At 55.6% G+C, this 19714-nt stretch carries 18 protein-coding genes; 12 read left to right on the top strand and 6 right to left on the bottom strand.

Annotated elements, in window-relative coordinates:
* Positions 1 to 58: 58 nt before the first annotated feature.
* The 7 genes from PKO02S_RS00605 to PKO02S_RS00575 all read left to right on the top strand — a co-directional run bounded on the left by PKO02S_RS00605 (position 59) and on the right by PKO02S_RS00575 (position 9559).
* Entirely contained in the window at positions 59 to 1762 is a 1704-nt protein-coding gene (locus tag PKO02S_RS00605) for an extracellular solute-binding protein (protein ID WP_127578949.1), read from the top strand.
* Positions 1763 to 1840: 78 nt separating this feature from the next.
* On the top strand, positions 1841 to 2740 hold the full coding sequence (locus tag PKO02S_RS00600; protein WP_127578947.1) for an ABC transporter permease: 900 nt from the start codon (positions 1841 to 1843) through the stop codon (positions 2738 to 2740).
* A 51-nt stretch (positions 2741 to 2791) separates the two neighbouring features.
* Positions 2792 to 3676, top strand: a complete 885-nt coding sequence (locus PKO02S_RS00595) for a carbohydrate ABC transporter permease (protein ID WP_218033900.1) — start codon at positions 2792 to 2794, stop codon at positions 3674 to 3676.
* Between the two features lie 78 nt (positions 3677 to 3754).
* On the top strand, positions 3755 to 5161 hold the full coding sequence (locus PKO02S_RS00590) for a sulfatase-like hydrolase/transferase (RefSeq protein ID WP_164821221.1): 1407 nt from the start codon (positions 3755 to 3757) through the stop codon (positions 5159 to 5161).
* A gap of 126 nt (positions 5162 to 5287) precedes the next feature.
* Complete coding sequence (locus PKO02S_RS00585) at positions 5288 to 8041, top strand: discoidin domain-containing protein (protein WP_127578941.1); 2754 nt, start codon at positions 5288 to 5290, stop codon at positions 8039 to 8041.
* 328 nt (positions 8042 to 8369) lie between these two features.
* Positions 8370 to 9065, top strand: a complete 696-nt coding sequence (locus PKO02S_RS00580; RefSeq protein WP_127578939.1) for a helix-turn-helix transcriptional regulator — start codon at positions 8370 to 8372, stop codon at positions 9063 to 9065.
* Between the two features lie 314 nt (positions 9066 to 9379).
* Complete coding sequence (locus tag PKO02S_RS00575; RefSeq protein WP_127578937.1) at positions 9380 to 9559, top strand: hypothetical protein; 180 nt, start codon at positions 9380 to 9382, stop codon at positions 9557 to 9559.
* An 87-nt stretch (positions 9560 to 9646) separates the two neighbouring features.
* Here PKO02S_RS00575 and PKO02S_RS00570 read toward each other — a convergent pair whose 3' ends face one another.
* From PKO02S_RS00570 to PKO02S_RS00560, 4 genes are all read right to left on the bottom strand, one after another.
* Complete coding sequence (locus PKO02S_RS00570) at positions 9647 to 9907, bottom strand: hypothetical protein (protein WP_174819861.1); 261 nt, start codon at positions 9905 to 9907, stop codon at positions 9647 to 9649.
* A gap of 18 nt (positions 9908 to 9925) precedes the next feature.
* Positions 9926 to 10054 (bottom strand): hypothetical protein, encoded by a 129-nt coding sequence (locus tag PKO02S_RS33560; protein ID WP_281280392.1) that lies wholly within the window; start codon positions 10052 to 10054, stop codon positions 9926 to 9928.
* 874 nt (positions 10055 to 10928) lie between these two features.
* Positions 10929 to 11885, bottom strand: coding sequence for a helix-turn-helix transcriptional regulator (locus tag PKO02S_RS00565; RefSeq protein WP_127578935.1), 957 nt, complete (start codon positions 11883 to 11885; stop codon positions 10929 to 10931).
* A gap of 54 nt (positions 11886 to 11939) precedes the next feature.
* A complete protein-coding gene (locus PKO02S_RS00560) occupies positions 11940 to 12713 on the bottom strand; it encodes a hypothetical protein (RefSeq protein ID WP_127578933.1) in 774 nt (257 codons plus the stop codon).
* A gap of 203 nt (positions 12714 to 12916) precedes the next feature.
* Between PKO02S_RS00560 and PKO02S_RS00555 the strand changes: the two genes are divergently transcribed.
* Positions 12917 to 13450: a YceI family protein gene (locus tag PKO02S_RS00555; protein ID WP_127578931.1), complete on the top strand. Its 534-nt coding sequence runs from the start codon at positions 12917 to 12919 to the stop codon at positions 13448 to 13450.
* A 94-nt stretch (positions 13451 to 13544) separates the two neighbouring features.
* Here the strand turns inward: PKO02S_RS00555 and murA are convergent, their stop codons facing one another.
* A complete protein-coding gene (gene murA, locus PKO02S_RS00550; RefSeq protein ID WP_127578929.1) occupies positions 13545 to 14831 on the bottom strand; it encodes a UDP-N-acetylglucosamine 1-carboxyvinyltransferase in 1287 nt (428 codons plus the stop codon).
* Between the two features lie 198 nt (positions 14832 to 15029).
* On the opposite strand from murA, the gene PKO02S_RS00545 reads away from it, so the two are divergent.
* From PKO02S_RS00545 to PKO02S_RS00535, 3 genes are all read left to right on the top strand, one after another.
* Entirely contained in the window at positions 15030 to 15821 is a 792-nt protein-coding gene (locus tag PKO02S_RS00545; RefSeq protein WP_127578927.1) for a helix-turn-helix domain-containing protein, read from the top strand.
* Between the two features lie 111 nt (positions 15822 to 15932).
* Positions 15933 to 16907 carry a Gfo/Idh/MocA family protein gene (locus PKO02S_RS00540; RefSeq protein WP_127578925.1) on the top strand — a complete coding sequence of 325 codons (975 nt, stop codon included), beginning with the start codon at positions 15933 to 15935 and terminating at the stop codon, positions 16905 to 16907.
* Between the two features lie 19 nt (positions 16908 to 16926).
* Complete coding sequence (locus tag PKO02S_RS00535) at positions 16927 to 17757, top strand: sugar phosphate isomerase/epimerase family protein (RefSeq protein ID WP_127578923.1); 831 nt, start codon at positions 16927 to 16929, stop codon at positions 17755 to 17757.
* Positions 17758 to 17829: 72 nt separating this feature from the next.
* On the opposite strand, the gene PKO02S_RS00530 is transcribed toward PKO02S_RS00535, so the two are convergent.
* Positions 17830 to 18384, bottom strand: a complete 555-nt coding sequence (locus PKO02S_RS00530) for a hypothetical protein (protein WP_127578921.1) — start codon at positions 18382 to 18384, stop codon at positions 17830 to 17832.
* Between the two features lie 440 nt (positions 18385 to 18824).
* On the opposite strand from PKO02S_RS00530, the gene PKO02S_RS00525 reads away from it, so the two are divergent.
* The gene (locus tag PKO02S_RS00525; protein ID WP_127578919.1) at positions 18825 to 19604 is read left to right on the top strand and encodes a DUF8832 domain-containing protein; all 780 of its coding nucleotides are present in this window, start codon (positions 18825 to 18827) and stop codon (positions 19602 to 19604) included.
* The last annotated feature ends 110 nt before the right edge of the window (positions 19605 to 19714 follow it).

Here is a 19714-nt window from a genome sequence, read left to right as displayed (position 1 = left end):
GTTCTCCTATAATGAAACTTGCAAGGGGAACTGATAGAGAATCGAGGGAGGTACTACTATGAAAGCGAGCAAGAAGACGTCGAAGACGGCTGTAATGCTAACTCTGTCGCTGGCCGTGGCGTTGACGTCGGCATGCACCAAGGAGTCGCCGTCCGGATCGACCGAGACGACGCCGGCATCGTCCGGCAGCCCGAAGGCGAGCGAAGCGGTGAAGGCCGATCCGTTCGGCAAATACGAGACACCGATCGAATTCTCGACGGTGCGCAAGGAGGTAGAGGGACTGAAGTTCCCGGCAGGCCAGTCGCTCGACAAGAACATCTGGACCGATTCGTTCGAGGCGGATCTCGGCATCAAAGTGGTGAACAAGTGGAAGGTGGCGGCGAATCAGTACGACCAGAAGCTGAACGTCTCGATCATCTCGGACGATTTGCCGGATTTCCTCCAAGTGGACAGTCGCCAGCTTCAACTGCTGTTGGAAGGCGGCAAGCTGAAGGACCTGACGGAGGCATTCGACAAATACGCGAGTCCGCTGCTCAAGCAGGCGAAGCCGAAGGAGGACCTCGACGCCGCTACGTTCAAGGGCAAGCTGATGGCAATTCCCGCTCAGAGCGGAGGAATCGACAACGCGCCGATGCTGTGGGTGCGCGTGGATTGGCTGAAGAAGCTGAACTTGCCCGAGCCTAAGACTGCCAACGATCTGTTCACGATCATCGACGCCTTTACGAACAAGGATCCGGACGGCAACGGAAAGAAGGACACGTTCGGCTTGAACCTGAACAAGGACATTTACTCCGGCTTCTCCGGCATCGACGGCTTCCTCAACATGTATCGCGCTTACGGCTACAATGTCAACGGCAACACGATGTGGGTCAAGGACAAAGAAGGCAAACTCGGTTACGGCTCGATCCAGCCGGAGATGAAGCAGGCGCTCGCCAAGCTGCAGGAGCTGTTCAAGGCAGGCGCGATCGATCCGGAATTCGCCGTTTATGATCCCGCCAAGTCGGCCGAGAATGAGATGAACAACAAAACCGGCATCCACTTCGGGACGTTCTCGACGATCGGCTGGCCGCTCCGCGACTTCAAGAAGGCGGTGCCGGAAGGCGAATGGAAGCCGTATCCGATTCCGTCCATCGACGGCAACCCGGCTCGCCCGATGGCGGTCACCGCCGCGCCTAGCTCTTTCTACATCGTGAACGCCAAGTCCAAAAATCCGGAAGCGCTCGTCAAGCTGCTAAACTACTACTACGAGAAAGTGGTAGGGCCGAAGCAGGAGCCGCAGAAGTTCCATTCCACATCGATAGACGGCGTCGCCTACACGATGTTCCAGTATTCCCCGGTTTCCGGCGGCTTGCCGAATACGAACCTGAAGGCGCAGATCAACGTATCGGATGCGCTTAAGACGAACGATGTCTCGAAGCTGACGCCGGAGGAGAAAAACTACTTCGACGCCATCCAGCTGTACAAAAAAGGCGACCCGGCCCAATATTTCCGCGATCGGACGTTCGGTCCCGAAGGCTCCTACTCGGTCATCGGCCACTACGCGAACAACAAGCTGCCGTTGTTCAACGAGTTCTATGGCCCTCCTACGAAGACGATGGTGGACAAAGGCTCGACGCTCAAGGATATGGAGATTCAGACGATCACGAAGATCATCACGGGCAGCTCGATCGACGAGTTCGACAAGTTCGTGAAGGATTGGAAGTCGCTGGGCGGCGATAAAATCATCGAAGAAGTGAACGCCTGGTACGCGAATAAAAAATAATCCGTTGCGGGAGGCAGGCATTGTTCGAGCCGGCTTGCCTCCTTCCTCCGGAAGCTTTCAGAAAGCGGGTGAAGCGGCATGTTCCGCAGAGGCAGACAGGATCAGCTCCTCTTGCATCTTATGATCGTTCCGGGTCTCCTCCTCGTGCTGGTGTTCAGCTACGGTCCGATGGCCGGGCTCGTGATCGCCTTCCAGGATTTCATGCCGACCCGAGGACTGTTCGGCTCCTCCTGGAGCGGGTTCGACAATTTTGAATACATTTTCAAGCTGCCTCAATTTTCCAATGTGTTAAGGAATACGATCTGGATTGCCGTTATGAAAATCATCATGGGTCTCGTCGCCCCGATTACCATGTCGCTGTTGTTGAACGAGATCGGCAAGCAGCTTGTGAAACGCTCGATTCAGACGATCATTTACTTGCCTCACTTTTTGTCCTGGGTTATCCTGGCCGGCATTATGCTCGATATTTTGTCGCCGTCCAAGGGGCTCGTGAATCAGATGATGGGCTGGTTCGGCATCAAGCCGGTTTTTTTCCTGGGCAACGCCGACTGGTTCCCGTATGTGCTCGTATTGTCGGATGTGTGGAAGGATTTCGGCTTCGGCACGATCGTCTATCTCGCGGCGCTGACTAGCATCAACCCGGCGCTCTACGAGGCGGCGGTCATCGATGGAGCCGGGCGATGGAAGCAGACTTGGTACATTACGCTGCCGGGTATGCTACCGGTCATCGTACTGATGACGACGCTTGGAATCGGGGGCATTCTGAATGCCGGATTTGATCAGGTGTATAACCTGTATAGTCCGGGCGTCTATGAAACAGGCGACATTATCGACACGCTCGTTTATCGGCTAGGGCTGGTAGACTTCCAGTTCGGCGTGGCTACGGCGGTCGGGTTGTTCAAATCGTTCATCTCGTTCCTGCTCATCTCTCTTTCGTACGTGCTCGCCTATCGATTCGCGAATTATCGCATTTTTTAATAGCTTCTATTCCTCACACAGGCAGCTGCCGACATGAAAGGAGGCTCGACCTTGATCTACCAGAAATCGTTGGGACGGAAAGTATTCGAAGCGTGCAATTACACGTTTCTGGCGATCCTGACCTTCCTGTGCTTCATGCCGATGCTGCAGGTGCTCGCCGTATCGCTAAGCTCCAGCACAGCCGCCCAAGCCGGCAAGGTCGTCCTGTGGCCCGTCGAGTTTACGTTCAAGGCTTATTCGTTCGTCGCTGCCAAACCGGAATTTCTCCTATCGCTGCTCATGACCGGCTACCGGGAATTGCTGGCCGTTCCGATCTCGATGCTGCTGACCGTGCTGCTCGCGTATCCTTTGTCCAAAGAGTCTTCGGAGTTCCGGTTCCGCACGCTGTACGTCTGGATCTTCGTCTTCACGATGCTGTTCCAGGGCGGCCTGATTCCGACTTATATTCTCATTCAAAAGCTTGGTTTGCTTAACTCGGTATGGTCGCTCGTCCTGCCGCATGCGGTGCCGATCTTCAACGTCATCCTGCTGCTGAACTTCTTCCGCGGCATTCCGAAGGAGCTGCTCGAAGCCGCGTACATCGACGGCGCGAGCCATATGCAGACGATGTGGCGCATCGTGCTGCCCGTCTCGGTGCCGGCGATCGCGACCGTCGGGCTGTTCACGGCCGTCAGCCATTGGAACGCCTGGTTCGACGGCATCATCTACATGAACGACACGAATCGGTATCCGCTGTCCAGCTATTTGCAGACGGTCATCGTCCAGCGGGACCTCAGCACGATCTCCGCGTCCGAGCTCGCCGAGCTCGACAACATTTCGGACCGCACGGTGCGGGCGGCGCAGGTGTTTCTGGGTGCTTTGCCGATCCTGCTCGTGTATCCGTTCCTGCAGCGGTATTTTATGAAAGGCATTGTGATGGGCTCCGTGAAGGAGTAGGTTCAGAGAAGCTTGGCAGTAAGCTTGAATGGGCCAATAAAGGCGACGGTAAGGTTGGTTGAAAGGAGGCAGTCGCAGTTGCAGCAGTCGAAACCGAACATCGTATTCATTACGTCCGATCAGCATCGAGGCGATACTTTGGGCTGCGCCGGCCACCCTTGCGTTCGCACGCCGCATCTCGACAAGCTGGCGATGTCCGGGGTCCGGTTCGACCGGGCGTATGCCGATTGTCCGGTATGCATCCCGCAGCGGACGACGATCGTGACCGGCATCCAATCCCACCGGTACGGGATGCCGGAGTATGCGCAGCAGTACCGGATCGACCGGCCGCGCGAGCTGTTCCTCGGCAGTCTGCTGACGAGAGCCGGCTACCAGACGCAGATCGTCGGCAAGACGCATTGGCATACGGAGCCGACGTTTCGCGGCGGATTCGAAGGGGTGGAAGGCGAGGCGGAGTTCAACGACTGGGCGAGGGCCAGGACAGGCATCGGTCGCGCCGACCGGTCCGGCATCGGGATGAATGAGCCGTTCCCGGACTGGAGCCATGTCCCCCAGGAGTGGACGATGACGAATTGGGTCATGGACCGGTCGATCCGGTTTCTTGAATACCGGGACCGGACGCAGCCGTTTTTCCTATGGGCCTCCGTCATCGATCCGCATCCCCCCAACACGGTGCATGAGCCTTATTATTCGATGTACGACCACGAGGACGTCCCTGAGCCTAATGTGCCGGAATGGATTCATGAGGAGCTGTGTCCGTATGGGCTGCGCCGACACCGCGAGGTGTGGAATTCGGTGAGGATGAAGTCGAAGGCGTTGCGTAAAGCCCGGGGTGTCTACTACGGCATGGTGACGCACATCGACCATCAGATCGGCCGGCTGCTCGGCAAGCTCCGCTCGGAGGGGCAGCTCGACAACACCTGGATCGTCTATGCCAGCGATCATGGGGAAATGCTCGGCGATCTGGACGATTCGGGAAAGTCGACGTTTATGGAGCCTTCTGCGAATGTGCCGCTTATTATTTGCCCGCCGCGCGATTTCTCGCTTGGCTTGGGGGAGACCTGCGAGGCTCTGGTCGGTTTGGACGATCTGTTCGCTACGTTTTGCAGTATCGCCGGAGCTGAGACGCCGGCCGACATTACAGGCAGAGACTTGTTGCCGCTGATTCGAGGAGAAGCCGGGGAGGTCCGGCATGAGCTGCACGGGCAAATCGGACATTCGCATATGTTCCACACGGGCGGGTACAAGTATTTGTATTTTGCCGAGGATGGCAAGGAGCTGCTGTTCGATGCGGTTCATGACCGGCTGGAGCAGCATCCGTTGAACGGCAATCTTGAGCTGCTGGCGAGCGTACGGGAGCGGTTCCTCGCTCATTTGCAGGAAGAGGGGAATGAATATGTGGCCGACGGTCGTCTCGTCAACTTGAATGTTGCGCAGCAGACCGACCGTGAGCTGAGAAGAACGAACGTGTACGGCTGGCATTAAGCTGCTATGGCGAGTGGCTCCTCTGAGGAGGTGATCGGATGATGTAGGTCGGCGGGCTGACGCTGTTAGCCATTTGCTTTTCGAAGGATGCAAGAACATTTTAGAATCGAGAAGGGATGATGATTTATGGGAAATAGGGGTATTCCTCGCAACCGCACCCAGATCACGCTGATTCGATTGTTGATTACCGTCATGCTGGTGACGCTGCTCTTGCCTGTCCTGCCCGCAGGGGCGGTAGAAACGCTGATCTCCCAAGGCAAAACCGCAACCGCAAGCTCCAATCAGACGGGCAATGTGCCCGCCAACGGCAACGACGGCGACCTCGGCACCCGCTGGACGGCGGTCAACGCCACGTATCCCCAATGGTGGAAGGTGGACCTAGGGGCGAGCTATGATTTGACCCGGGTCGCCGTGAACTGGTATTTGAGCGGGACCCGCTACTTCAAGTACATCCTTGAGGTGAGCGCCGACGATGTCACTTATTCGACCGTGGTGGACAAATCGGGCAATACGACGACAGGGGATACGAACGATCTGTTCACGGCGACGGCTCGGTATGTGCGCGTGACGATCAGCGGGGCCAGCACCGGCTGGGCTTCCTTCTACGATCTGCAAGTGTACGGCGAGCCGACTAGCGGCGGGGATACGACGCCCCCATCGGCGATAACGAACTTGGCGGTCGGCACGACGACGTCGAGCTCCGTGCAGTTGACCTGGACGGCGCCTGGCGATGACGGGGGTACGGGAACGGCGGCTTCGTACGATATCCGCTACAGCACGTCGACGATCACAGCCGGCAATTGGTCGAGCGCCACTGCGGTGACGGGGGAGCCGACCCCGGCCGCAGCGGGAACGAGCCAATCGATGACGGTAACCGGCTTGTCTCCGAGCACGACGTATTATTTTGCGATGAAGACGAACGACGAGGTGCCGAATACTTCCGCCTTGTCCAACGTGCCTAGCGGGACTACTTCCTCCTCCGGTCCTGTGGCCCAGAAGCTCGTGCTGACCCAATCGATGCTGCTGAACGAGATCGCCCATGAGAATGCAGGCACGCTGATCGACGAACAGACGGTTGCGGGCGATCCGATGAATGGTACGGGCGGCGTTCCGACGACGGGCTGGTACTTGTTCGGCAAGAAGTATGGCGACGAACACCCTGGCGAGAGCTGGTGGCTGCCGGCTTCGGCTTACTTGGATTTGGGGCAGGAATACCATATTACGAAGGTGTATTTCTACGATACGAACGGCTCCGCCACGAATGCTTTCACCGTCTCCACGGGGACTCCGTTCAATTGGACTCCGGCGTTTACGGACAATTTGGTCGGCAACAACCTTTGGAAGAACAAGGACGTCAATACCGATACCCGTTACCTCCGCTTCACATTCGTCAATGCCGGAGCCATTGTGAGGGAGGTCGTTGTTTACGGATACCCTATCGGTACGCCGGATACGCCCCCTACGCCAACCCCGCATACGAAGCCGGTGATGGAGGACTTGATGGGGATGAACGCGTTCCACGACGATCCGCTCAGCGTCCAAGAGGTGCTGAAGGTCGTGCGGGAATACCATAACTGGGATTGGGAAACGGCGGCGACCGCTTATCCGAGCGATACGAACAATTTTGCTCCATCCAATATTCCGGGCGTCAACTTCGATACTTTTTACACGGATATGAAAAATGCAGGCATGACGGTGAGTCCCGCTCAGAAAGCCAAACCGGCCTGGCTCGTCTCGACCGACTACAACACGCCGATGACCGTGCCGAACGGACTAAGCGCCATTGTTCCGGCTTCCTATGCGGCGCGCGCGGATCATCTGTTCCAGTTCGCAGCCCGATACGGCGGCACAAGCGTAGCCGATGGGAAGCTGAAGCTAACGGCAGGCCAGCCTCGCGTCAGCGGACTTAACCTGATCGACTATATCGAGGACTGGAACGAGCCGAACGGCGACTGGGGCGCGCGCAAAGCGTATTGGACGCCTTACGAATATGCCGCCATGCTGAGCGCTGACTACGACGGGCATGTAGGTACGATGGGCAATACGTTTGGCATCAAGACGGCCGATCCAAGTATGAAGGTCGTTATGGGCGGCTTGGCGGGTTACCGGTTCGACTACTTGCGGGCGATGGAAGCTTGGAGCAAGTACAACCGGAGCGACGGCTCCTTCCCGGCCGATGTGCTGAACTTCCATATGTACTGCCAGAATACGGCGAAGACCAAGGGGATCAGTCCGGAGGATTGCAATCTGAAGGGCATGACGAAAGAGCTGGTTGATTATCGCGATACGTATATGCCGGGTAAAGAAGTGTGGGTGTCGGAGTTCGGCTATGACACGCATCCGTCCTCTCCGCAGGGCGCCCCTGTGATCGGGACGAAGACGAACGTGGAGGTGCAGGCGGATTGGCTCGTGCGCTCCTATCTGGCGCTTGCCGCATCGGGCATCGATCGTGCGATGATGTATATGCTGCGCGACGTGGACGCTGACAACGGCAAATATTCCACCTCCGGACTGGTAGGTCCGAAAAACGACTGGACTCCAAAACTGTCCTGGTACTACGTGTACACGATGCGGAATACGCTGACCGGCAACCGTTACCTTGGCGAGCTGAGCTCGGGCAACCCGAATGTGAAGGTCTACAAGTTCAAGAGTGCGACGGACAACAGCGGCGTGTATGCGGTATGGGCGCCGACCAGCAACGGCACGACCGTGAGCGGGTATTCGCTGCCGCTGTCGACTTCCGCCACGTCGGCGACGCTCGTCACGATGGCGGGCGGGGATACGGACGGCGTTTCCAGCGGCTTGACGATCTCGAGCCACGCGGTGACGGTGAACGTCAGCGAGACGCCGATTTTTGTGAAAGTGAACTATATGCAGTAATGGGCGAGTCAGTCCTCCTCGGATCCTGTTGTTTGGGTCCGGGGATTTTTTTCGGGTTTGTGGACACAGATGCGCTTATTACCCCCAAAAAGGACCGTTTGCTGACTTTGGCGGACACAGATGCTCTTATTTCGTCATTTCGACATACCAAACCTCAACTGGAGCCCCCATAAGGGCTTCTGTGTCCGCTCACTAATCCAAACAAGCCATTTCATCACAAATAGCGTATCTATTGTCCGCAAACAAGTTCTATACCCACAGCATAGCTGTCACCATTTGGATGGTATACTAGAATTATCTTAGCGAAATCGGGGAGGTGCTGCTTGCTGTGAAACGATCCGACCGGCTGATGGCCATCCTTATCGCGCTGCAGCAACGGCCCGCTACCGCGCAAGCGCTGGCTGACCGGCTGGAGGTATCCAAGCGGACCGTCATTCGCGACATGCAGTCGCTGGCGGAGATGGGCGTTCCGCTGTATACCGTCCCCGGGCCGAGCGGCGGATACCGGCTTATGGACGGCTTTCAGCTGCCGCCGTTGCAGATGGACGATCAGGAGGCACTCACGGTGCTGCTTGCCTTGCAGGCGATGACCAAGATGGGCGACACGCCTTTCAATCGCGCGAGATGGACGGTGATGGATAAAATCCGCGCCGTGCTACCGGAGCGGACGCGAACCGAGATCGAGGCGATGCTCGGGCAGTTGGAGTTGCAGGTGCCGGAGCGCAAGGTGAAGGCGGCTTTGCTGCCGCTGCTGATCGACGCGGTGAAGGCGGGAGGGCGGCGCATTCGGGCGCTATACCGCTCAGCGAACCATCGGCGCTGGGTGACGCTTGTCCCTAGCCGTGTCTATGCGGCGTATGGGTTCTGGTATTGCGAGGCGTACTCGGAGACGCACGAGGAAGTGCGGTCGTTCCGTGCGGATCGGTTCGATGAGCTGGAGGAGGATGGGGAAGGAGAGGTGACTGGTGGGAACGGTGATGCAAGCGAGGTTGAGGCGGTGATGCAAGTGAGGTTGAGGCGGTGATGCAAGCGAGGTCGGGGCGGTGATGCAAGCGAGGTCGGGGCTCAATCGGGTGGAGCTTTGTCCGGCGGCCAGTCGTCGATCGGCGTTGGGGATCGCGCCGACATCGCCTCTGAGCTGTGGTTCTCACGAACAGTCGAGTTTGTATGGCGCGAGGTCGAGGGGGAGCTGCCGCATGGGTTCCATGACGGCGTGCAGTGGCTCACGTTCCTGCAGCATACGCCAGACCGCGAGCGTGCCGCCGGCCCGGAGGCATTGCTGCAGGCAGGCTGCAGCAGCCCGGCCCGATCGAACGCGACCCGGAGGCCAGCGGCTACGTGCACAAGGTGCTGGACTGGGCGCCTCGCCCGGACAGCTATGCCCGCCCCTGCGTCGCCGTGGGGGATGTGGAGCGGCATTTGCAGGCGCTCGCCGCGCAGCAGCGCGAGGACGGGGGCTGGGCGATCCACTGGCCGACGGTCAGCCTGGGATGCGAGCTGGAGTGGCGGGCAGCCTGACGGTGGACAGGCTGATCTCCTTGCGTGCCTACGGGAAGCTGTAACTATAAAGAGCCGCTTCACTGACCTCGTCGTCAGGGGCGGCTCTTAATATTTGCGTATGAAGGCATTGATCAATTCCGTTACACTGACATCATCCAGATCCTCGGCGATTTGATCCACTTTTGTTTTCCGGCGGAAAGAGCCTTCCAGAACGATCTCGATCCGTTGATTTCGGTCGATCAAGATCGAGTCTACCTCGAGCGCATTCGTCAGCAAGCCCACAACGACCGCAATTTGTTGGGGCGTGAGCCTGTCGTTACACGCTTTTTGTGCGTATTTTCGGATCCCGTTGCCTTTTTTGGCCATGGCCCCGCACCCTCCAGCTTAGACGATGATCGTCTCGCCTTCCCCTCCGAATTCGTCTTCCCCTTCGCCGATCCCGGTGAAAAAGGCGTACAGCACCACTATAATGACAATCCACGTAATGATCCGCTTGTTGTCGTCCGAACTCATCCCGCTCCACCCATTCTTTTCGTCAGCATATAGTATCATATGTCAGATGTCCATCCACGTTCCTGCCAAGGCGGCTTTGCGGCTGCATTCAGGCTTATCCGGCGTGGGAGTAGCGTGGTGGGTAGGGGAAGGGGGTGTTACGTGGTTGTGTCGGGGTGGCGCTGGGTTGCTGCTGCTGCTGCTAGTGGTGCTGGTTGGGCGGGATAACGATACGCCAGGTCGCTATTTGGCGTAGGGAAGCGCTCCGACGGCGCATGGTTAGCTTGCTATGAACCAAACTTCGCTTCCTGTGAACTAAAATACGCAAAATACCACCAGTAACCTTAATCTATGAACTCAAGTATACAATTCGTGAAGCCAGCTTCCTGAGTTATGTACGTAGGTTCATAGATTTCATTCTTGTTCGCGATGGAAGGAAATTTAGTTGAAGGGAAAGGTGAATATTGGAAATTGAGTATAAGAAGTGGAAATAGATGGGGTATACGTGGGGAGTGCTAAGTTGTTGCTGGGTTACTGGGTGCTGGGAAGTTACTTATGCTGCTTAACAGCGACCGGTTGGTGCGCAAAGTGAAAAGTGCTGGAGAGGAGAGAGGTACCTGCGCCGTGGAGTGGCGGTGGTGGTGGATGGAGAGTAGCGGGTTACTGTGGCCGTGGAGTGGCGGTGGTGGACGGAGAGTGGTGGGCTGCAGTAGTCGTGGAATGGCGGTGGTGGTAGATGGAGAGTAGTAGCGGGTTACAGTGGCCGTGGAATGGCGGTAGTGGTGGACGGAGAGTGGTGGGCTATAGTGGCCGTGGAGTGGCGCCGCCATCCGACTACCGCCGCCAGCTCGATCAACCGCATTCCGCCGCCGCCATCCAGCTGCCAGCCGCCCCGTCACCTCGCGTACAGCTCCGCTATGTCCAGCGCCAGCTGCCGCAGCTTGTGCGCCACCGCCGCCGGCTCGATCACCTGCACATCGGCGCCGAACGCCAGCAGGATGCTGTACAGCCAAGGCTCGTCCGGCGCCTTCGCATGCACGAGCAGGCTGCCGTCCGGCTGCAGCTCGATCTGCGACTCTGCATAGTGATCGTGCACCTTGGCACTCGCTCGCGGCTTGAACGCCAGTACGAGCGGGATGCACCGGTCCGGCTCGCCCGGGTGCCGCTCCCAGCGGAACAGCACCTCTCCCTCCGGGATGGCACGACGAACAAACCGGGTGGCGCTCAGGCCCAGCTTCGTGATGCGCGACAAACGGAACACGCGGAAATCGCCGCGCAGCAAGCAGTAGCCGTACAAGTACCAGACATACCCCTTCAGCACGACGCTCATCGGTTCGCAGCTTCGCCCCGCATGCTCCCCTTGTCCGTTCACATAATCGAAGTGGACGATCCGATTATCCCGAATCGCTTGCCGCAGGTGGACCAGCTTCTCCTTGGCCTCGGCATTGCGTCTCCATGGACTCAGGTCGATGACCACCTGCTCCTCCATCACCCCGGTCCCCGCTCCATGCGAGGTCGGTTCGCTTTTCTGCATCAGCGCGCCGACCTTATCCAGCAGATGGTCCACATCGTCCTCGCCGAGCGACTGCCCGAACCCTTTCAACGCGACCACGATGGATCGCAGCTCATCGACCGTCAAATATTGCCGCTCCAGCCGATATTGCTCCATAATCTCGTAGCCGCCGGATGTGCCCGCGTAGGAGACGATCGGAATGCCGGCTTGATTGATCGTTTCCATATCTCGATAGACGGTGCGCAGCGACACCTCGAAGCGGTCTGCCAATTGCTTGGCGCTGACCCGTCCGCGATTCAAGAGCAGCATCGTGATCGCCAACAGCCGATCCAATTTCATAGAGCCTTTTTCCTCCAGACGATCCAGTCATCCTCCTACTATAGCGAAACCAGGCTAGATCGTCCACTGATCATGCACAATGCCGACCAGCATCCAGTTGCCGCCAAAATGCTCATATACCAGCTTCAGGCTCGCCCAATCATGTCCCTGCACCGCAGGGTCGAACCCGCTAAAATGATACTCCACAATAATAGCGGCTGGGTACGCAGTCCGAGTATTGTTGATCATGTTGCCTTTGCCGATCTCTTGGTTATAGCCGATCGTTTCCGGGTTCGCGAAATCATGGTTATAGACGAATTTGGCATAATAATCGGAGAACTTCAGCTGAATCGGCTCGCCTGACCCGTCGTAGGAGCCCCAATTGCGCACCGTCACGTCCGTCATCGCGCCGCCAAACGAAGAAGCGGCAACAACGAGATCATTCGTCAGATCGACATGCGTGTATGGGGAAAAACGGATGCCTTTCTCCGGATGCGCAAAACCGGCGAGCTGCTTCATGTCCTGCTTCTTGAGAGCTTGAATGACGGCTGCGGTTCGATCGGCAATCAGTTTCTGCGCTTCAGCAGACGGGACATTTCCATGGATCGGTTTTGTCGATGGAGTTGGAGTTGTGCTCGGTTTGACGGACACCGTCGGTGTAGCTGTAGGGGTCGCGGTTGCAGTGACCGAAGGAACAGGAGTGATCGTCGGACTTGCCGTCGGTTGCGCGCTTGCTGAAGGAGTCGGAGTAGGGGACGGTTCGCCGGTCGAAGCGGTGCATCCCGCCAATAAGAGGCAGACAAGGCCGGCCAGCCCCGCAGCACGAATAGTTGAACGAGCGTTGGACATACTCGAAGCTTCCTTTCGGATTGGATTTTGACCTAACAAACGAAAGGACGTACGCAAATGTTGCGCGATACAAGCAAAGAATTCGCCCATTTTTGGAGTTGACAAATGAGCTTCAATTACATAAAATAAGGTGGTGAAACAAAGTAAGTAAGTACATTATTAAAAGTAAGTAAATAGACTCTCATTTCTAGGAGGCTGTAATTATGTCGAAAGCAAATTGGGTAGTTGACGCATCGCACAGCAGCATTGATTTCTCGGTCAAACACATGATGATCGCCAAAGTAAAAGGAACGTTCCATGGCTTCGAAGCTTCCATTGAGGCCGATCCTAGCGATCTGACTTCCGCTTCGATCAGCTTCAGCGTAGCGATTGACAGCATTGATACTCGGAACGGCGACCGCGACGGCCACTTGAAATCGGCCGATTTCTTCGATGCGGCCAGCCATCCGAACATGACGTTCCGCTCGACCGGCATCGTCAAGACCGGCGAAGGCGAATATGATGTGGTCGGCGATTTGACGATCCGTGGCATTACCCGCTCCGAGACGTTCGAAGTGGCGTACGAAGGCGGCGGCAAAGACCCATGGGGCAATGAGCGTGCCGGCTTCAGTGCCAAGGGCAGCATCAGCCGCGCGGAATTCGGCTTAACTTGGAACGCGGCGCTTGAGACTGGCGGCGTCCTCGTAGGCGACGAAGTGAAAATTTCGATCGAGCTGGAAGCTCTCAAGCAAGCCTAATTCATCACGATCTACAATTAGATTACCCAACAAAATGAGATACGAAAAGCGCACCTGCAAAAATGTAGGTGCGCTTCTTCAATTTATGCAGTCATTATCGCGCGTCCGCAATGCCCTCGGCTTCGCCGGACTCGTGGAGTGAGATGCGCACGCCGATCGAATTGAACGCCCCCACGACGTTCTCGTAGCCACGCTCGATATGCTGGATGCCCGCGATCGACGTCGTGCCCTCGGCGGCCATGCCGGCCATGATGAGGCAGATGCCTGCGCGGACATCGGAGGCATGAACGAGCGTGCCGCGCAGCGGCAGGCCGCCCTTGATCATCGCCACGCCGGAGCGGACGGTGATGTCGGCGCCCATCCGCTTCAACTGAGCGACATGGGCGAAGCGGTCCGGGTAGATGCGGTCGCTGACGATGCTCTTGCCCCGCGCCTGGAGCAGCAAGCCGGTCATCGGCTGCTGCAGGTCGGTCGCGAAGCCCGGGTACATGGCGGTTCGGATGCGGGTAGCCTTAATATGGCCGTCTGAGTAAGCCGTTACGGACTGATCGTCCGATTCGATATGGAGCCCGATCTCGCGCAGCTTGGCGACACAGGAGCCGAGATGCTCCGGGATAACGTCCTTCACGGTTACTGTACCGCCGCCTATCCCCGCGGTCATGAGGAAGGCACCTGCGATGAGCCGGTCCGGGATAACGGTGTATGCGCAGCCGGACAATTCGGTCACGCCTTCAATGCGGATCGTATCGGTGCCGGCACCGGATATGCGGGCACCCATCTGATTGAGCAGGTTGGACGTATCGACAACCTCGGGATCCCGGGCGGCGTTAAGCAGCGTCGTTGTGCCGCGCGCCCGAACAGCGGCCAGCATAATGTTGATCGTCGCGCCCATCGTGATCATGTCGAAGAAAATCGTCGCGCCGTTCAATCGGGAAGCTTCGACCACATAATGATCTTCATTAAAGGTAAGGTTTGCGCCGAGCAGCTTGAGCGCCTTGAAATGCTGCTCAATCGGACGGCTCTTGAAATCGTCGCCGCCGGGGTAGCCGATGGAGACGCGGCCGAATTTGGCGAGCAACGCGCCTACGAAATAATAGGAAGCGCGGAACGAAGACGATTTCTTCGGATCGAAGCTCGCCGACTCGATCGTCCGCGGATCGATATGTACAGTTCCGAACGAATCGCGCTCCACCTGTGCGCCGGCTTCTCTCAGCATGTTCTCGATGACGCGAATATCGGCAATATCCGGGATGCCCATCAGTTGGACAGGCTCGTCTGCCAGGCAGGAAGCGGCCAGCAGAGCCAGCGAGCTGTTTTTGGAACCATTTATTTTAACTTGACCTTGTACGTTCGTTGTATGTTCGACTTGCAACCATCTCATGGATGTTCCTCCGCTATGGATCGTCATTGGTTGATGCCTATGTAATTTGCTTATATAGGGGGACTTAGGGGCATTTGGACATAGAAATCGACAGTCTGCATCCATTATACATAAACGATCTGGAAGATGGAAATTTTTTATGCTACCCTGAGAAAAAAAGGTACGTAGGTACCAGATACGATTAGCGGAGGTCCCGGAATGCAATCGGAAATGACCGTCAGGAGCTTCATCGGCACGCGCGACGAGGATTGGAAGGATCAGGGCTTTCACCAGCATGCGACGGTCGAGATCAGCCTGCTCATGGAAGGGCGCGGCGTTTTCGAATGGAGCGCCAAGCGGGACAGCTTGGAAGCCGGCAACGTGGTCATTATTCCGGCAGAACTGCCGCATCGGTTCGAAGGCATCAGCCGTAGCCGATACGGCGTTATTCATATCCATTATGCTCCACCCAGGTTGAGAGATATACTAAGCGAGCTCGTCGAGGATCGGAAGCCGACGATGTTTACTTTATCCGCTCTGGACAAAGACCGCTACGAGAAGCTGTTCCGCGAATGGCTGCGGATGGTGTCCGTCCCGCTCAAGGAGAAGGCTTGGACGTATTCCGCCTGGCTCGAGGTGCTGATGCTGTTCCTGCTCGAGCATTCACAGTCGAACCGGGAGGCGTTGTCGATAACGCGGGCCGGCGACTGGATTCGCGGCAATCTGCAGCACGGCGTCCAGATTTCAGAGCTGGCAGCGCTCGCCGGCATGACAGAGGCGGGGTTCCGCCGTTCATTCGAGTCCGTCTACCGGATGAGTCCGAAGCAGTATCAGCAGCAATGCCGCATGGCGGAAGCGAAATGGCAGCTCAGCGCCTCCTCGAAGGACATGGCGGAGATCGCCGACTGTCTCGGTTTCTCCCGACCGCATTCGTTCTCGCAATGGTTCAAGAATATCGAAGGCATCTCCCCTACGGAGTGGCGCCGACAGCAGATGATGCAGTTTGGCTGAAGCTTGTTTTTTTGCGTATATACTGTATCGATTTCAATAAATACAAACGCCTCCGATCCGACTATGCTTGGGTAGAAAAGAAACCTAGTCGATCAGGAGGCGTAACACTTCATGGCGGTCAGAATCGGATTTATCGGAGTCGGCGGAATAGCGGAGCATCATATCAAGACGCTGCAGAAAATTGAACATGCGGTTGTCTCGGCGGTATACGACATTAATGAAGCTCGGGCGCGCGAGATGGCGGAGAAATATGGGGCGGAGGCGTTCGCAAGTGCGGAGGCGCTGATGGATTCGGGGCAAGTCGACGCGTTGTTCGTCTGCACGCCGCCGTTCGCACGCGACGGCAGCGGCATCGAGGAGCAGGCTGCACGACGGGGACTGCATTTGCTGGCGGAGAAGCCGGTTGGTTTGTCGATGGCGGAGGTGCGCGAGAAGGAGAGAGTCATTCTCGAATCGGGCATCATCCATAGCTCGGGCTATTGCTTCCGCTATATGGATATCGTGGCGCAAGCCAAGGAATACTTGGCAGACAAGGAGATCGCCATGGTGATGGCGTATCGGTTCGGCGGCTTGCCGGGCGTGCGCTGGTGGAGAATGCTTGAGCAATCGGGAGGCCAGCTCGTCGAGATGGCGACGCATCAGCTCGATCTGATCCGCTATTTGGCCGGCGACTTCCAAGAAGTGAATGCCATCCATGCGCAGCGGCACATTCGGCAGATCGATCCCGAGGCGACGGCATACGATGTGGGCACCGTATCCTTCACCCTGCGATCCGGCGCGATCGGCAACATCACGAGCACCTCGATGGCGAAGTATGTCGGCAAAGGCGCGGTGGAAATTTACGGGCACAACTTCTTCCTGTCTGTGGAAGGAAATGTGTTGCGTATCGTCGATGATGCACAGGACATTACGATTAAATCGAAGCAAGACTACTATTACGAGCAAGACAAAGCTTTCGTAGAAGCTATACGCACGGGGCGCCGAGAGCTCGTCCTGAGCACATTCTCGGAAGCGGCGGAGACGCTTGCGGTTACGCTTGCGGCTAACGAGTCGGCGGGTTCGCGTCAGACCGTAGTGTTAAAATAGAAGGGAGCGAGAACGGAACATGTTGAAATCGATCAATCAATGGTGTTACCCAGCGGATACGCCTCTGGAGAAAGTGCTCAGCGTCAGCGCGGAAGCCGGCTACGACGCCGTCGAGCTGAACTTGTACGCGCCGGGAGGCATCGGCTTCACGACCGACATCAGCGCCGGCGAAGCGGAAGCGATCGGGCGGCTGGCCCGCAGCTATGGCATCCAGCTGCGCAGCTTGTCCACCGGTCTTATGGGCCGCAACCCGTTGTCTTCGCCAGACCCGGCGTTGCGTGAGCAAGGCCGCGGCGTCGTGACGAAGCAGCTCGAGATCGCCGAGCTGCTCGGCATGGATACGGTGCTCGTCGTGCCGGGTTTAGTGAACGCGGATACAAGATACGATGAATGCTACGAGCGGACGCAGCCGGAACTTCGGCTTCTAGCCGCGGAAGCGGAGAAGCGCGGCGTGCGCATCGGCGTGGAGAACGTGTGGAACAAGTTCCTGCTGTCGCCGCTCGAATTCGCCCGCTACATCGACGAGATCGGCTCCCCGAACGTCGGCGCCTATTTCGATGTTGGCAACGTGCTGCTGTTCGGCTTCCCCGAGCAATGGATACGCATTCTCGGCTCGCGCATCCTGAAGGTGCACGTGAAGGAATTCAAGACCGCCGTAGGCAACGGCGGCGGCTTCGTCCCGCTGCTCGCCGGCGACGTCAATTGGAAAGCCGTGCGCGAGGCGCTTCAGGCGATCGGCTACACGGACACGCTGACGGCGGAGATCTCGCCGTATGCGGCGGACCCGTACCAGCTCGCTTATGACACGGCGCGTCATCTGGACTTTGTTATTACGGGTAAGAATCGATAATCTATGAGAACCCCATACAGCCGTCCCAACGGGTCTATTAAAACCCGAGGGACGGCTGTTTGGGCATTTGATTTACTTATTTGATTCCGAATATTCTTCCTTCTTGAAAGTAACATTCTCGACAATATGGAGGATCTCGCTTCTCGTAAACTTGGAGGTGAAAAACATCGCGAACGTTGTCTCAATCGCATCAATTGCTGGAGTGCTCCATCTCAAGCTGAACATGTTTTCCTTTTTTCCGTTATATTCAACCTGAAACTCGGTCAAAAGCGCGGTGTACTGGTTATTTACTTTAATGATTTCGGAATGGACTGGATTGGGATCGAGTTTATCTTGAAGTTTGGTTACATCGATATACCCATTTTTCTCATTAAGGGTGATTGTTCTGCCCGGGTCCTTATCATCTCTCCATACCTTTACTTTGCTTTCTTTATTTACTTGTTCGATTGGCTCCTTCACCGTGAAGTTGTCCAGAGAACTGATACCGAGTCTAGTCATTTGTCCTTCTTGTCCGTCCCCAGCCCGGCTGACAGAGTAACCTTTATAGAGAACGAAAGCTAAAACAACCGCAGTAATGATCGTGACTAATAGGATTGTATTGCGTTTATTGGACATTGTAGTTGACATTGAACACACCCCCTAACACATGTAATAAATATAGGATCCCTGTAGTCTGAAGTTATTATCGTAGTAGCTTGAGTACTGGTAAACGTCGTTATACCATAAATCAAAAATTACGTATTTATGGTGATACCAATCATAGAATGTCCGATCAACTAAGTATACGTTTTGCTGGAAATAACAAGGATCCGCTAAATAGTAACCTTCCGTGGAAATTTCATTGTATGCGGTCTGCTCGTTGTGAAAGTGTCCTTCTGAGTGAGACGCGAATGCAATAGCCGGGGTGAGCAACATTATAAATAGTACTAGCAATACAACAACCATTTTTCTCAAAACTACCAACCTCCTAATTAGTGGAAATAACTTCCTTGTTAGATTACCATTGATGGTGTAAATTGTAAATAGAAGAGTGGTTCTGTGGAACTTTTAGCCAATAGGAGGAAAAAATGAAGATTATTCTAACAAGTTTTACATGTATTTTATTAATTATTGTTCTTGGGTGTTCTAGCAAACATAATCACAATCACACCTATAGTTCAGAGAATATGCCGGATACCACAGACGTTTTATGGAGTATCAATAATACTGAGTCGGAAGGACAGTACAACGTATCCGCTCAGGTATTTGATCAACGAGGAAAACCATTAAACAGTTTTGATGTTTTTCATGAAAAGAAAATGCATCTATTTGTCGTCAGTAAAGATCTCACTTATTTTGATCATCTTCATCCGGAAGATCATCATGGAAAATTTGAAACAACAATTCAATTTCCATTTGCTGATGAGTACAAATTAATTGGTGAGTATATGCCAAGTAACAAAAATGTTTCAACAAAATACCATTGGATAAAAATAGAGGGTGAAAAAGCACCTACAAAGCAAATAGTACCTGATACTAGTCGAATAAAATTTATTAATAACATCGAAGTAAGTATTTCAGTTGATCGGGTGGCAGTTGGCAATGAAACCGAGATAACTTATGCGTTTACAAATACCGACCCAAAATCAAAAAAAGTAAAGATAAATAAATATTTAGGTAGCTACGGACACGTAATATTTCTTAGTAATGACCTTGAAAATTATTTACATGCACATGCTTCTATCAGTTCAGCTAATAGTGTAACGGTCACGGCAAAATTCCCTGAAAATGGAGTCTACAAGTTTTGGGGGCAATTCTTATTAGGAAAAGAGTTGATAACAGTTCCTTATGTTATCAGTGTTCAATAGATTGGCTGAGCTTGTGTCGGTGAACGGCGGCATTGGCTTAATCGGCAAATCGTGCCGCATCTAGCCCGATTGCTAGGCGGCGATACGCTCGCGCGATCCATCGTTAAGCC

Origin of the sequence: Paenibacillus koleovorans NBRC 103111, from assembly GCF_004000845.1 — a bacterium.
GTDB classification, from domain to species: domain Bacteria; phylum Bacillota; class Bacilli; order Paenibacillales; family NBRC-103111; genus Paenibacillus_AA; species Paenibacillus_AA koleovorans.
The sequence above is the reverse complement of the archived record's forward strand: the minus strand, read 5'-3'. Positions and strand labels throughout refer to the sequence as shown.

Bases quoted from the DNA above. Each gene is read 5' to 3' on its own strand.
- PKO02S_RS00605 (WP_127578949.1), top strand. From the start codon at position 59: ATGAAAGCGAGCAAGAAGACGTCGAAGACGGCTGTAATGCTAACTCTG.
- PKO02S_RS00600 (WP_127578947.1), top strand. From the start codon at position 1,841: ATGTTCCGCAGAGGCAGACAGGATCAGCTCCTCTTGCATCTTATGATC.
- PKO02S_RS00585 (WP_127578941.1), top strand. From the start codon at position 5,288: ATGGGAAATAGGGGTATTCCTCGCAACCGCACCCAGATCACGCTGATT.
- PKO02S_RS00570 (WP_174819861.1), bottom strand. From the start codon at position 9,907: ATGGCCAAAAAAGGCAACGGGATCCGAAAATACGCACAAAAAGCGTGT.
- PKO02S_RS33560 (WP_281280392.1), bottom strand. From the start codon at position 10,054: ATGAGTTCGGACGACAACAAGCGGATCATTACGTGGATTGTCATTATA.
- PKO02S_RS00565 (WP_127578935.1), bottom strand. From the start codon at position 11,885: ATGAAATTGGATCGGCTGTTGGCGATCACGATGCTGCTCTTGAATCGC.
- PKO02S_RS00560 (WP_127578933.1), bottom strand. From the start codon at position 12,713: ATGTCCAACGCTCGTTCAACTATTCGTGCTGCGGGGCTGGCCGGCCTT.
- PKO02S_RS00555 (WP_127578931.1), top strand. From the start codon at position 12,917: ATGTCGAAAGCAAATTGGGTAGTTGACGCATCGCACAGCAGCATTGAT.
- murA (WP_127578929.1), bottom strand. From the start codon at position 14,831: ATGAGATGGTTGCAAGTCGAACATACAACGAACGTACAAGGTCAAGTT.
- PKO02S_RS00545 (WP_127578927.1), top strand. From the start codon at position 15,030: ATGCAATCGGAAATGACCGTCAGGAGCTTCATCGGCACGCGCGACGAG.
- PKO02S_RS00540 (WP_127578925.1), top strand. From the start codon at position 15,933: ATGGCGGTCAGAATCGGATTTATCGGAGTCGGCGGAATAGCGGAGCAT.
- PKO02S_RS00535 (WP_127578923.1), top strand. From the start codon at position 16,927: ATGTTGAAATCGATCAATCAATGGTGTTACCCAGCGGATACGCCTCTG.
- PKO02S_RS00530 (WP_127578921.1), bottom strand. From the start codon at position 18,384: ATGTCAACTACAATGTCCAATAAACGCAATACAATCCTATTAGTCACG.
- PKO02S_RS00525 (WP_127578919.1), top strand. From the start codon at position 18,825: ATGAAGATTATTCTAACAAGTTTTACATGTATTTTATTAATTATTGTT.